The organism is Rhodococcus sp. 06-1474-1B (assembly GCF_002258885.1).
In the GTDB taxonomy this organism is placed as follows: Bacteria; Actinomycetota; Actinomycetes; order Mycobacteriales; family Mycobacteriaceae; genus Rhodococcoides; species Rhodococcoides fascians.
In genome coordinates this window covers 142229-154280 of record NZ_NOYR01000033.1, presented here as the reverse complement: position 1 = coordinate 154280, position 12052 = coordinate 142229, and the positions used below count along the sequence as shown (strand labels likewise).

Below are 12052 nucleotides of genomic sequence, written 5' to 3'. Positions count from 1 at the left end.
GACGCCGCACTTGCATTTTGCAAGTATCAGGGCATGAGCCTGTTCATCACCTGTCCCGTCGAGAACGTCGAGCGCGCAACCGCCTTCTACACAGCCCTCGGCTGGACGCTCAACCCCGAGATGTCCGACCACAACGTGTCGTGCTTCGCCATCACACCGGGGCAGTACGTCATGCTCGGAAGCCGCGATATGTATGCGAGCGTGGGCGGCACCGAGGAGCTGATCGGCGGTCCCGACACCCCGTCGAAGGTCACGGTCTCGTTCGACCTCGGTAGCCGCGAGGCGGTCGACGAGCTCACCGAGCGTGCCGGTGCAGCCGGCGGACGCATCGGAGACATCGATGACTACGCCTTCATGTATCAACGTCAGTTCGACGACCTCGACGGCTACCACTACTCGCCGTTCTGGATGAAGCCGGACACCGATACGGCCGAATGAGCGACCTCGCCGCCGCCCTCGACGTCGTCGGTGCCCGGTGGGCACTTCTCATTGTCGAGCGACTGCTCGAGGAACCGCAACGGTACGGCGATCTGCAGCGCGACCTCGGAGTACCGACGAACATGCTCGCCACCCGGCTGCGCGAACTCGAAGCGGCAGGAGTGTTGACCCGTCTCCCCCTTCGGCACAACACTCGCGCGTACGCGCTGACCGAAAGAGGTCTCGGCCTGCGTGACGCAATTGTCGCACTCGAGCAGTGGGGCAAAGAGGCGGCACCACAGGTTAGTTGAGCTCCCGAAGAGTGCGAACATCGTCCGGTCCACGAACACGACGACAGCCCCGCAACTCGGCTGGTTGCGGGGCTGTCGTCGTCGTTGGGTCAGACGTTCAGATCCTCGTCCCTACGGTTCTTGATGCGCGAGGTCGCGATGAACGAGATCGCCGCCAGGATCATCAGGTAGATCGAGATCGACATCGAGGTGCCGGTTCCCTTGAACAGTGCCTCGGAGATCGTCGGGACGAAGGCTCCACCGAGCACGGTACCGATCGCGTAGCCGATGGATGCTCCACTGAATCGGACTGCTGCGGGGAACATCTCGGCATACAGCGCCGGCTGCGGTCCGTAGGCGAGACCGAGTCCGACGGCGAAGAGACCGAGGGCCACGTAGATCCACTGCAGCTCGCCGGTATCGACGAGCAGGAAGAACGGGATGGCACACAACACCATCGACGCGTTGCCCAGGTTCATGATGGCGGTCCGGGAGTAACGGTCGGACAGATGGGCACCGAGCAGGGTGAACACACCCCACACGAGAGCCGCGAACAGACTGGCCACCAACACGTCCACACGGGCGAGCCCGTGCTCCCTCGTCGAGTACGCGACGATGAAGCCACCGACGATGATGTAACCGTTGCCGTTGTTGCCGACGAACGACAGCGCGGCCAGCATGACCTGCTTCTTGTTGGTGCGCCACAGTGCACGAACGGGAGTGTGGTTGCGCTCCTTGCGTTCTGCGAGCTCCTTGAACACCGGAGTCTCTTCGACGCGGCGTCGGATGTAGAAGCCGACCAGGATCAGCACGAAGCTGATGAGGAACGGAATACGCCAGCCCCAGGCCTCGAACTGCTCTTCGCTGAGCAAACCGGTGCACAGTGCCAACGTTCCCACCGCGATGAGCATGCCGAGCGGAACACCCATCTGCGTTGCGGCACCGTAGATTCCGCGCTTACCCTTCGGCGCGTGCTCGACGGCCATCAATGCCGCACCGCCCCATTCGCCGCCGGTCGAGAATCCCTGCAGGATGCGCAACACGATCAGGATGATCGGAGCCCAGATGCCGATGGTCGCGTACGTGGGCAGCAGTCCCATTCCGACGGTGGCCGCGCCCATGAGGGTGAGGGTCGCGATGAGGACCTTCTTGCGACCGATCTTGTCGCCGAAGTACCCCGCGACGATGGCCCCGAGAGGACGGAACACGAAGCTGATACCGATGGTCACGTAGGCGACCAGCTGTCCGGACGAGCCCATGGGCGCGAAGAACAGCTGAGCGAAGATCAACGACGCGGCCTGCGCGTAGATGAAGAAGTCGTACCACTCGACGGTGGTTCCGACCATGCTGGCCATCGCGGCGCGGCGATGCTCACGCGACACCCCGGTGGGCGTCTCGACCTGTGTTGTCATCGACGATCTCGTTTCGTTCGGGCTCCGGCGCTCGTGAGAGCGAGCGACAGTTCGGAGTGACGTGGGGTATGAACAGCGGCGGATTCAGGTAACCGACGAACCGGATAAAACTCACCGTCCATTCGGTCGGTAATTACTGTGACCGGCGCCACCGTAGTTTGTCAAGGTGGTCGCGTGCATAACAAGGCCCTGCCCACACTTCGTCGGAAACTACCGATCGAGACCTCGTGCTTCGTCCGAAACGACGCAGACATCGACAGCTCCGCCCGACATACTCGAATCCATGGCTGCTCCGACCACCCTCGTTCTCCATTCGCCGGTCATCGACGAACTGATGCGCGCCCTCGGTGCCGACGCGGTGGTGACCGACCCGGACATCCTGCAGAGCTTCCGGCACGACGCCGCCGCTCTGTGCGAATCCGCCATTCCCCTGGCGGCAGTGCTACCGAGCACCGAATCGGACGTACAGGCGATCATGAAAATCGCATCGGCACATCGCATTCCCGTGGTACCGCAAGGCGCATTGACCGGCCTGGCGGGAGCCGCGAACGCCAGCGTCGGAGCCATTGCCCTCAACACCCGGCGGATGAACAAGATCGTCGAGTTGGACGTCGTCAACCGCACCGCCGTCGTGCAACCCGGTGTCACGAACAAAGAACTGAAAGATGCTGCCCTGCAGCAGCGATTGACGTACCTCCCCGACCCGTCCAGCTGGGAGGCGTCGACCATCGGCGGCAACATCGCCACCAACGCCGGCGGTCTGTGCTGCGTGAAATACGGCGTCACAGCACGGTTCGTCCGTGGTCTGCGCGTCGTACTCGCCGACGGGCGCGCCACGTTCGTCGGTCGACGCACTGTCAAAGGCGTGGCCGGGCTTTCCCTGGCCGAACTGTTCGTCGGATCCGAAGGCACACTCGGAATCATCACCGAAGCAACCGTAGGACTCGACTTTCCGGCTGCCACTCCGCTGACCATGGCCGCGACCTTCCCGTCGACTGTCGCGGCCGGTGAAGCGGTGACGCAGATCCGGGCCGCCGGTATCACTCCGAGCCTGTTCGAGTTGCTGGACCGCACCACCATCGCCGCGATCGACGCGTATGCCCGGATGGACTTCGGCACCGACGCCGCGGCCGTGCTGATCGCTCAGTCCGATATCGGCGCAGGCTCTGTGCAGGAGCTCGAAGCCATCGCCGCACTGTGCACCGCAGCCGGGGCAACCGATGTGGCCGTTGCCGAGGACGAGGTCGAATCGGAGCAGCTCGTGCAGGCCCGTCGACTGGCGTACCCGGCACTCGAGCGTCTCGGCTCACCGTTGGTCGACGATGTGTCCGTTCCTATTTCGCAGCTCGCCGCGATGATCGACGAGGTGGGTCGGGTCGCAGACCGACTGGATATCGTCATCGGCGTCGTCGGCCACGCAGGGGACGGCAACATCCATCCGACGGTCATCGTCGACCCGATGGACCCGTCATCGTTGGTCAAGGCACACCGCGCGTTCGACGAGATCGCGGCATTCGCCCTCTCTCTGGGCGGGACCATTACCGGTGAGCACGGCGTCGGCCTGCTCAAACGCGATCTTCTCGAGACCGAACTCGATTCTGTTGCAGCGGAACTGCAGCGCGGCATCAAGGAACTGCTCGACCCGCACTACCTGCTCAACCCAGGGAAGGTCCTCACCGCCCGGTCGTGAGCCGCAGCGACATCCACACCAGTAAACGGGTGTCCACGTCGTCGAGATCGAGACCGAACAACTCCTTGGTACGCCGAAGTCGGTAGCGAAAGGTATTGGGGTGCAGGTACAGCGACGCAGACGCGGCAGCAACGTTGGATTCGTGTGCCAACAACGCCAGCACCGTCGCGGCGTATTCCGTACCTTCCGAGGCATCGCAGGACAGCATCCGTTCGACGGCAGGCAAGGCGAGCGACACCTCCGACAGCGCCTCCCCCGCTCTCCGAAGAGTGACCGATACGCGATTCTGCTCGAATGTCGTTGTCTGTGCGCCCATTTCGATCGCGTCGAGTACCCAGTGAGCATGTCTGAGCGCTATCGCGGGACGGGCGTCCGGGCCACCGATCGCGAAGCTCACCGCAGCACCGAAGGCCGCCTCCGCGCGTCGTCGAACCTCCTCTGCCTCCGCAGCGAATGCGCGTTCGTCGTCGGACTCCACCACCAGCAGGACGGTGTTCCCGTCGACGATGCATCCGGAGTCGCCCGCGTTGCCGAACGTGAGCTGCAGCAGACCAGCGAGCTGCACCAACATTTTCCGCGCTCGCGGCGACTCCACTTTTGCGGCCAGAACGGCGTAGCGCTTTCCCGGCGTAGTGACGACCTCGGGATCGGTCAGTAACGCACGCACCCTGGGATTGTCGGCATCGGCCGGATGATGTCGGGCCGACAACAACGGCACTGCAGCTGCGGCCGCACGCGTCAATGCAGCTACTGCCGCAGGGGCCGGCGGACGGATGCCGGCACCGGACGCAATGCACCAGATGGAGCCGAGGTACTCACCGTCGACCGACACCGCTACTGCCAGACGGGGTAGCGCACCGGCCACATCGACGACGTGCACGGTCGAGCTGCGCCGGAAGTCCGGATCGATGTGATGCACCATGTATCGAGCCGGGACCTGCTTGCCCAGAATGCCGTCGCGTCGCACGTCGTCGATCGGCTGCCCCGGCACCGACGAATACGCCACCACATAGCCCTGCGGATCCATCACCGACACAGCACCACCCACCGCAGTGGCGGTGGCGTCTGCCAGCGCCGACAGGTCTGCAGTGGTCACCGACTCACAGTACTTCCACGCGCCGGATCGCTAGCGCGCTATCGTGCGACTGTCGCCTCGGAATTCGGCGATCAGCTCGTCTCGGCACGTCACCGACACGTCGTAGATACCGTTGCGGCCGAACCTCGCACGCTCGACGGCGTCGGCGACGAGGACGTCACCGACCTTCGTCGGACGGAGGTACCGGATGTCGCATCGGGCAGCGACGGCCGAATCCTCGTGCGAGTTGCAGGCCATAGCGAACGTCGTATCCGCAAGCAGGAAGACGTATCCGCCGTGCGTGATGGCGTAACCGTTGACCATGTCCTCGGTCACGACCATCGACATTCTGGCGTGACCGGGTGACAGCTCGATCAGTTCGATGCCGAGCTTGCGGGACGCGGCATCGACCTCGAACATCTCCCGCGCAATAGGCGAATCGGTCACGGCTGCAACACCGAACGCTCGTTCTGGGTGAACATCGTGACGCCGCCGCTTGCGAAGTTCCGCAGATCCTTGCCTGCCGCTGTCATCTCGGGCGAACCCAATCCTGCCTTCAGCGACGCCTCGTCCGCGAAGTACAGACTTGCGATTGCGTAGTAGGGCGGCGGGGACTCGTCGAGCGAGTCGAGCGTGCCCCAGGTGAAGTCGACCAGGCCGGGAACTGCGCGAGCGAGGGGCACGTGCACCTCGGTGTAGTGCCGATCGAAGGCGGCAGGGTCCTCGGGCATTCCGTAACAGACGGCTACTCGTACGCTCATGACGCGGCCTCGGGCTTCGCGACGAGAGTGAGTACGTCGTAGGTGGCGACGGGGTCACCGTCCTGGTTGACCACCACTGCATCCCACCGCACTTCGCCGTAGTCGGCACTCTGACGAGGGGTGATGAGCTTGGCCGTCAACGTGACCGTCAGCGAATCCTCGGCCTTGACGGGCGTCAGGAAGCGCAGGCTGTCGACGCCGAAGTTCGCCAGGACGGGGCCCGGTGCCGGGTCGACGAACAGCCCTGCGGCCAGCGAGACCACCAGGTAGCCGTGCGCCACGATGCCGCCGAACAACGGATTTGCCGCTGCCGCTTCGGGATCGGTGTGCGCGTAGAACGTGTCGCCGGTGAATTCGGCGAAGTGATCGATGTCCGCGCGGGTGACCTGTCGTGGGCCACCGACGATGGTATCGCCCAGTCGCAGTTCGCCGAGGTTCTTGCGGAACGGGTGAACGTCCCCGGTCGTCTGCTTCGCTCCGGTGACCCACTTGTTGCCGATGGCCGTCAGCACGTCCGGGGTTCCCTGGATTGCGGTGCGCTGCATGTGGTGCAGGACGCCGCGGATACCGCCGAGTTCTTCACCACCGCCTGCGCGGCCGGGTCCGCCGTGCACCAGTACCGGTAGCGGCGAACCGTGACCGGTCGATTCCTTGGCGTCCTCGGAATTCAGGACCAGGATGCGCCCGTGATACGGAGCGGTGCCCAGCACGATCTCGCGCGCGATGGCCGAATCTTTGGTCACCAGAGATGCGACCAGAGAGCCCTTTCCGCGCGCGACGAGGTCGAGCAGGTCTGCGGTGCTGTCGTAACCGATGACGGTGGCGACGGGCCCGAATGCCTCGATCTCGTGCGGTTCGGGTGCGCTCTTGTCGCCGGCCTTCAACAGGACCGGTGCCATGAAGGCACCGGGCCGTGAATCCACGGAGTCGGGATCACCGAAGACGACGGTGGCCGACTTGATCAGTCCACGAATGGATTTGAGGACCTCGTCGCGCTGGTCGATGCTGGCGAGTGCACCCATGGTGACGCCGTCGTCCTGCGGGTCACCGACGACGACCTTGTCGAGCCTGGCCTTCAGCGCCTCGATGACGGGTTCGACCGAGTCCTGCGGCACCAGCACGCGGCGGATGGCCGTGCACTTCTGGCCGGCTTTGGATGTCATCTCGGTGAAGACACCTTTGACGAACAGATCGAACTCCGGATCACTCTGTGCCACATCGGAACCCAGGATGGACGCGTTGAGAGAATCCGCTTCCGCCGTGAAATGGAGTCCCTCGCCGACGACGTTGGGATGTGAGCGCAGGGTCGCAGCGGTATCGGCCGATCCCGTGAAGGCCACCGAGTCCTGGCCGCCGAGGTGGTCGAGGACACCGCGGGCACTGCCGCACAGCAACTGAACCGAACCCTCGGGCAGCAACCCAGACTCGATGATCCGACGGAACACCAGCTCGGTCAGGTACGCAGTTTGACTGGCGGGCTTGACGATCGAGGGCACGCCCGCGATGAACGCGGGTGCCAGCTTTTCGAGGAAGCCCCAGACGGGGAAGTTGTACGCGTTGATCTGCACGGCGACGCCGCGCCGGGAGGTGTAAATGTGCTGACCGAGGAAGGTGCCCTTCTTGCCGAGCTGCTCGATGGCGCCGTCGAGGTAGACCGTCTCGTTGGGGAGTTCGCGTCGAGCCTTGCTCGCATAGCTCAGCACGGTGCCGAAACCGCCGTCGATGTCGACGCCGGAATCGCGGGTGGTGGCTCCGGTGTGCCGGGAGAGTTGGTAGAACTCCTCTTTGCCGGCCAGCAGCGTCAGGCCCAGTTGCTTGAGCAGGGCTGCACGCTCGTGGAACGTCCGGGCTGCGAGCGCGGGGCCGCCGACGGTCCGGGCGTAGTCGATCATGCCTGCGACGTCGAGACCACTGGATGACACCCGGGCGATCTCACTGCCGTCGACGGCGCTCAGCAGCGGCGTTCCCTCGTCGGTCGCGGAATACCACGTGCCCTGGGCATAGCTTTCCAGAAGTCTGCTCACAACGCCTCCATCTCACCGTACGTTCGGTCGGTAATTACCATCGCCGCCGAACGCCGAGAAGTCAAGACTTACGTTGCTACGTGCGGCGCAGGCCGTCGAAGGTCAGAGCCACGACGGCGTCGGCCAATTCCTCGACGGATCCGCCGGTGCGCGGGCGGTACCACTCGATGAGCGAGTTGACCGTGCCGAAGACGAGCTTGGACGCCAGAGCCGGGTCGACACCGGGACGCAGGTCGCCCTCCTCGGCGGCGGCGACGACGAGCCCGGTGACGAACGTGTCGAATTCGCGCCTGCGGGCGAGAGCGCGCCGCTCGACGTCGGTGTTGCCCCGCACCCGTAGCAACAGCGTCACGTAGGGCAGTTCCGCGCACAGGATGTCGACGCTGCGACGCACCAGGTATTCGAGCCGGTCGATGTACCGCCCGGTGGTCGCCCGATCCTCGGTCGTCACGGCGAACAGCGCATTGAGAGCCCGCGACAGCGCGAGTTCGAGCAACTCGGACTTGCCCGATACGTGGTGGTAGATCGACGACTTGGTGATACCGAGCCGCTTCGCCAGAATCTCCATGCTGGTGCCGTCGTACCCACGGTCGTTGAAGACCTTGACCGCTACGGCCAAGAGGGAATCCAGGTCGTATCCCGGCCGCCCTGGCTGTCCGGTCTTGCGCGGCGCGCGTGCGGTTGTCATTGCCACATCTTCGCAGTCGGCGGACGATTCCACAGCACCACGGGCAGCAGACCTTGCCAAACTACCGAATGTTCGGTTATTAATGACGCAACCGACGAAGGAGTTTTCGAAGTGGGCGAAGTATTTCTCGTGGCCGGCGCACGCACCCCGCACGGGCGCTACGGCGGTGCCCTGGCCTCGGTGCGCCCCGACGATCTCGCCGGGCTGGTCGTGGCCGAGGCGGTCCGCAGAGCGGGCGTACCCGTCGACCGAATCGACGAGGTGATTCTGGGTGCGGCCAACCAGGCAGGCGAGGACAATCGCGATGTGGCCAGAATGGCGGTTCTGCTCGCAGGTCTGCCCCAGTCGGTGCCGGGATATACCGTCAATCGCCTGTGCGCGAGCGGACTGACCGCAGTGGCTAACGCCGCGAGCACCATTCGCAGCGGTGAGGCCGACATCATCGTCGCCGGTGGCGTCGAGTCCATGACGCGCGCGCCATGGGTCATGGCCAAGCCCGGGACGGCGTGGGCCAAGCCCGGCGAGATCTTCGATACCTCCCTCGGCTGGCGATTCACCAACCCGACCTTCGCAGCGCACGACGCGGGTACCGACCCCAAGATCACCCTGTCGATGGGCGAGACCGCCGAAGAGGTCGCGCTCAGCGAAGGCATCACCCGTGAAGAGTCCGACGCCTTCGCTTTCCGCAGTCAGCAGCGTGCCATCGCCGCCCAGGATGCCGGGCGCTTCGCCGACGAGATCGTGCCCGTCAGCACCAAGAACGGCGATGTCACCGAGGACGAGACGCCGCGCCGCGGAACCACGTTGGACAAGCTCGGCACCCTGAAGACCGTGTTCCGCAAGGGCGGAATCGTCACCGCCGGCACGTCGTCACCGTTCACCGACGGGGCATCGGCATTGGTGGTGGCCTCGGAAGAAGCCGTGCGCACGTACGGCCTCGAGGTTCGCGGCCGCATCGTCACCAGCGCGAGCGCCGGCATCGCGCCCCACATCATGGGACTCGGGCCGGTCCCGTCCACGCAGAAGGCGCTCACTCGCGCGGGATGGTCGATCGACGACCTCGGTGCCGTCGAACTCAACGAGGCCTTCGCCGCACAGTCCCTCGGCGTCATCCGCCAGCTGAAGCTCGACGAGAACATCGTCAATGCCGACGGCGGGGCCATCGCCCTCGGACACCCTCTCGGCTCGTCGGGTGCTCGAATTCTGTTGACGCTGTTGGGCCGGATGGAACGCGAGAAGGCCTCCCGTGGGCTCGCGACACTGTGCGTCGGCGTCGGGCAAGGCGTGTCGATGCTGATCGAGGCACCGTGAACACACTCATCGTGGAGGAGTCGACGGACCGCGTAGTCGTCACCCTGAGCCGCGAGAAGCAGCGCAACGCAATCGATTCCGGCATGATAGGCGAGCTGCACGAGGTGTGCGCGCTCGTGGAGCAGGATCCCAAGATCGTGATCCTGACCGGAGCAGGCGAGCATTTTGCCGGCGGTGCCGACATCAACCAGTTGCGGGCCCGCACTCGCGACGACGCACTGCGCGGCATCAACCGAAACCTGTTCGATCGCATTGCAGCACTGCCCCTGCCGACGATCGCAGCCGTCCGCGGCTTCGCCCTCGGCGGTGGAGCCGAACTGTCCTATGCCTGCGACATCCGGATCGCGTCGTCGACCGCAGTCTTCGGTAATCCCGAACCGGGACTGGGCATCATGGCTGCCGCCGGAGCCAGCTACCGGCTGCCGACGCTGGTGGGCGTGTCCGTAGCGAAGCAGGTGCTTCTCGGTGGCCGGACACTCGACGCAGAGGTGGCACTTCGGTGCGGCCTGGTGCTGGACGTCGTCGACGAGCCGTTGGCTGCAGCGCATTCCCTCGCGGATCGCGTTTCCAAGCAAGCACCACTGGCACTGAAACTCACCAAGAAGATTCTCGATGCGCCCGGTTCGCACCCATGGGCCGACGACATCGCGCAGGCTGTTCTGTTCGAGACCGAAGACAAACAACGCCGCATGACGGCATTTCTGGAGAAGAAGAAATGACAGTCCCTGTGAAAGTAGCTGTTGTCGGTGGTGGCCGCATGGGTGCAGGTATTGCCCAGGTGTTCGCGGCCCTCGGCTCGAGCGTCGTCATCGCCGAAGCAGCCGACCAGACTGCAGCCCTCGGACGAGTCTCGACCGGGCTGGACCGGGCGCACGAGCGCGGCAAGCTCAGCGAGGACCCCGCTGCGATTCTCGCCCGGGTCTCCACCGTCGCCGGCCCCGCGGATCTTCCTGCCGACCTGGACCTGGTGGTCGAAGCGGTGCCCGAGATTCCGTCGCTCAAGGTCGAGGTACTGGCTCTCGTCGACAAGATCGCCGGGCCCGACACGGTCATCGCGTCGAACACGAGCTCGATCTCCATCGCGGAACTCGGCGCAGCACTGAGCGATCCGAGCCGCTTCATCGGGATGCACTTCTTCAACCCGGTTCCGGCGTCGACTCTCGTCGAGATCGTGCGCGCTCCGGCGACCTCTACGGACGTCGTGCAGCGAGTGCAACAGTGGGTGTCGCTGCTCGGCAAAACCGAGGTGCTCGTCAACGACTCCCCCGGCTTCGCTACCTCGCGACTCGGCGTCTGCCTCGGGCTCGAGGCCATCCGGATGCTGGAGGAAGGCGTCGCCGACGCCGAATCGATCGACCGCGCCATGGAACTCGGCTACAAGCATCCGATGGGGCCGTTGCGGTCGACCGACCTCGTCGGGTTGGACGTTCGGCTCGCCATCGCAGAACACCTGGCGTCGACCCTCGGCGACAGGTTCACTCCCCCGCAGTTGTTGCGAGACATGGTTGCTCGCGGCGACATCGGACGCAAGTCCGGTCGCGGCTTTCACGATTGGACGAACGCATGACGGTACGGTTCGACGTCACCGACGGCCTGGCGACCATCACCCTCGCGCGCTCCGAAGCACACAACGCCCTCGACGTCATGACGAAAGTCGGCCTGATGTCTGCAGTGCAGAACGCCGCCGCACCCAGCGTGCGCGCGGTGCTCATCACCGCGGAGGGCAAGAACTTCTGCGTCGGCCAGGACCTCGGCGAGCACGTCACCGCGCTCGAAGCCGACCCGGCCACGGCGATGGATACCGTCGGCGAGCATTACAACCCGGTCATCCGAGGGCTCGAAGCGCTCGAGGTGCCGATAGTCGTGGCCATCCCCGGCGCGTGCGTCGGCGCGGGTCTCGGAATTGCACTCGCCGGAGACATCCGAGTGGCCGGCACCAAGTCGTCGTTCGCGACGGCGTTCACCGGCATCGGATTGGCCAGCGACTCGGGGTTGAGCTACACGCTGGTCGACGCACTGGGCGCGAGCCGGGCCGCGGGACTGATGCTGCTCGGCGACAAGGTCACCGCCGCGCAGGCCCTCGACTGGGGTCTGGTGCATCGCGTCGTCGACGATGCCGACGTTCTCGAGACCGCGCGCACGCTTGCCACAACGCTCGCTGCGGGACCCACCCTGGCGTACAAGCAGGTCAAATCACTGATCGCGCGGTCCGGACTGTCCGACGCCCTGGACCGCGAGGCGCAGGCACAGACCGCTCTGGGACAGACCGCCGACCACAAGGCCGCCGTCGATGCCTTCCTGGCGAAGAAGAGAGCCTCCTTCGTCGGCATGTGAGCGGGAGTGGAGCCTGCGGAACGACCCATGTGAATAGAAACTCGACCCCT

13 protein-coding genes are annotated in these 12052 nt (G+C 65.0%); 7 read left to right on the top strand and 6 right to left on the bottom strand.

Annotated features, from left to right (window positions below; translation table 11 throughout):
• Positions 1-33: 33 nt before the first annotated feature.
• Positions 34-438 carry a VOC family protein gene (locus CH266_RS21215; RefSeq protein WP_094716125.1) on the top strand — a complete coding sequence of 135 codons (405 nt, stop codon included), beginning with the start codon at positions 34-36 and terminating at the stop codon, positions 436-438.
• Positions 435-728 (top strand): winged helix-turn-helix transcriptional regulator, encoded by a 294-nt coding sequence (locus CH266_RS21210; protein ID WP_094716124.1) that lies wholly within the window; start codon positions 435-437, stop codon positions 726-728. Before CH266_RS21215 ends, CH266_RS21210 begins: the two co-directional genes overlap by 4 nt.
• An 89-nt stretch (positions 729-817) precedes the next feature.
• Here the strand turns inward: CH266_RS21210 and CH266_RS21205 are convergent, their stop codons facing one another.
• The gene (locus CH266_RS21205) at positions 818-2119 is read right to left on the bottom strand and encodes an MFS transporter (RefSeq protein WP_094716123.1); all 1302 of its coding nucleotides are present in this window, start codon (positions 2117-2119) and stop codon (positions 818-820) included.
• A 283-nt stretch (positions 2120-2402) separates the two neighbouring features.
• Between CH266_RS21205 and CH266_RS21200 the strand changes: the two genes are divergently transcribed.
• The gene (locus tag CH266_RS21200) at positions 2403-3809 is read left to right on the top strand and encodes an FAD-binding oxidoreductase (RefSeq protein WP_094716122.1); all 1407 of its coding nucleotides are present in this window, start codon (positions 2403-2405) and stop codon (positions 3807-3809) included.
• Here CH266_RS21200 and CH266_RS21195 read toward each other — a convergent pair.
• The 5 genes from CH266_RS21195 to CH266_RS21175 form a co-directional block, all read right to left on the bottom strand.
• Positions 3793-4905, bottom strand: a complete 1113-nt coding sequence (locus CH266_RS21195; RefSeq protein WP_094716121.1) for a PucR family transcriptional regulator — start codon at positions 4903-4905, stop codon at positions 3793-3795. The two genes, CH266_RS21200 and CH266_RS21195, sit on opposite strands and share 17 nt — an antisense overlap.
• A 30-nt stretch (positions 4906-4935) precedes the next feature.
• The gene (gene paaI / locus CH266_RS21190; protein WP_045841663.1) at positions 4936-5304 is read right to left on the bottom strand and encodes a hydroxyphenylacetyl-CoA thioesterase PaaI; all 369 of its coding nucleotides are present in this window, start codon (positions 5302-5304) and stop codon (positions 4936-4938) included.
• Positions 5305-5327: 23 nt separating this feature from the next.
• Positions 5328-5645, bottom strand: a complete 318-nt coding sequence (locus tag CH266_RS21185) for an EthD family reductase (protein WP_032367839.1) — start codon at positions 5643-5645, stop codon at positions 5328-5330.
• Positions 5642-7669 (bottom strand): phenylacetic acid degradation bifunctional protein PaaZ, encoded by a 2028-nt coding sequence (paaZ, locus tag CH266_RS21180; RefSeq protein ID WP_032368683.1) that lies wholly within the window; start codon positions 7667-7669, stop codon positions 5642-5644. Before paaZ ends, CH266_RS21185 begins: the two co-directional genes overlap by 4 nt.
• Positions 7670-7745: 76 nt before the next feature.
• Positions 7746-8357, bottom strand: a complete 612-nt coding sequence (locus CH266_RS21175; RefSeq protein WP_027494651.1) for a TetR/AcrR family transcriptional regulator — start codon at positions 8355-8357, stop codon at positions 7746-7748.
• A 111-nt stretch (positions 8358-8468) separates the two neighbouring features.
• Here CH266_RS21175 and CH266_RS21170 point away from each other — a divergent pair, with 111 nt between their 5' ends.
• The 4 genes from CH266_RS21170 to CH266_RS21155 are packed head-to-tail and all read left to right on the top strand — an operon-like array spanning position 8469 to position 12002.
• Positions 8469-9668, top strand: coding sequence for a thiolase family protein (locus tag CH266_RS21170; RefSeq protein ID WP_094716120.1), 1200 nt, complete (start codon positions 8469-8471; stop codon positions 9666-9668).
• Positions 9665-10387, top strand: coding sequence for an enoyl-CoA hydratase/isomerase family protein (locus tag CH266_RS21165; protein ID WP_032392870.1), 723 nt, complete (start codon positions 9665-9667; stop codon positions 10385-10387). The genes CH266_RS21170 and CH266_RS21165 overlap by 4 nt, the downstream gene beginning before the upstream one ends.
• Positions 10384-11235, top strand: a complete 852-nt coding sequence (locus CH266_RS21160; RefSeq protein ID WP_094716119.1) for a 3-hydroxyacyl-CoA dehydrogenase family protein — start codon at positions 10384-10386, stop codon at positions 11233-11235. The genes CH266_RS21165 and CH266_RS21160 overlap by 4 nt, the downstream gene beginning before the upstream one ends.
• Positions 11232-12002 (top strand): enoyl-CoA hydratase/isomerase family protein, encoded by a 771-nt coding sequence (locus tag CH266_RS21155; protein ID WP_094716186.1) that lies wholly within the window; start codon positions 11232-11234, stop codon positions 12000-12002. The genes CH266_RS21160 and CH266_RS21155 overlap by 4 nt, the downstream gene beginning before the upstream one ends.
• Positions 12003-12052 lie beyond the last annotated feature (50 nt).

What these genes read in the sequence shown, in the direction of transcription:
- CH266_RS21215 (WP_094716125.1), top strand. Translation starts at nt 34, where the DNA reads ATGAGCCTGTTCATCACCTGTCCCGTCGAGAACGTCGAGCGCGCAACC.
- CH266_RS21210 (WP_094716124.1), top strand. Translation starts at nt 435, where the DNA reads ATGAGCGACCTCGCCGCCGCCCTCGACGTCGTCGGTGCCCGGTGGGCA.
- CH266_RS21205 (WP_094716123.1), bottom strand. Translation starts at nt 2,119, where the DNA reads ATGACAACACAGGTCGAGACGCCCACCGGGGTGTCGCGTGAGCATCGC.
- CH266_RS21200 (WP_094716122.1), top strand. Translation starts at nt 2,403, where the DNA reads ATGGCTGCTCCGACCACCCTCGTTCTCCATTCGCCGGTCATCGACGAA.
- paaI (WP_045841663.1), bottom strand. Translation starts at nt 5,304, where the DNA reads ATGTTCGAGGTCGATGCCGCGTCCCGCAAGCTCGGCATCGAACTGATC.
- CH266_RS21185 (WP_032367839.1), bottom strand. Translation starts at nt 5,645, where the DNA reads ATGAGCGTACGAGTAGCCGTCTGTTACGGAATGCCCGAGGACCCTGCC.
- CH266_RS21175 (WP_027494651.1), bottom strand. Translation starts at nt 8,357, where the DNA reads ATGACAACCGCACGCGCGCCGCGCAAGACCGGACAGCCAGGGCGGCCG.
- CH266_RS21160 (WP_094716119.1), top strand. Translation starts at nt 10,384, where the DNA reads ATGACAGTCCCTGTGAAAGTAGCTGTTGTCGGTGGTGGCCGCATGGGT.
- CH266_RS21155 (WP_094716186.1), top strand. Translation starts at nt 11,232, where the DNA reads ATGACGGTACGGTTCGACGTCACCGACGGCCTGGCGACCATCACCCTC.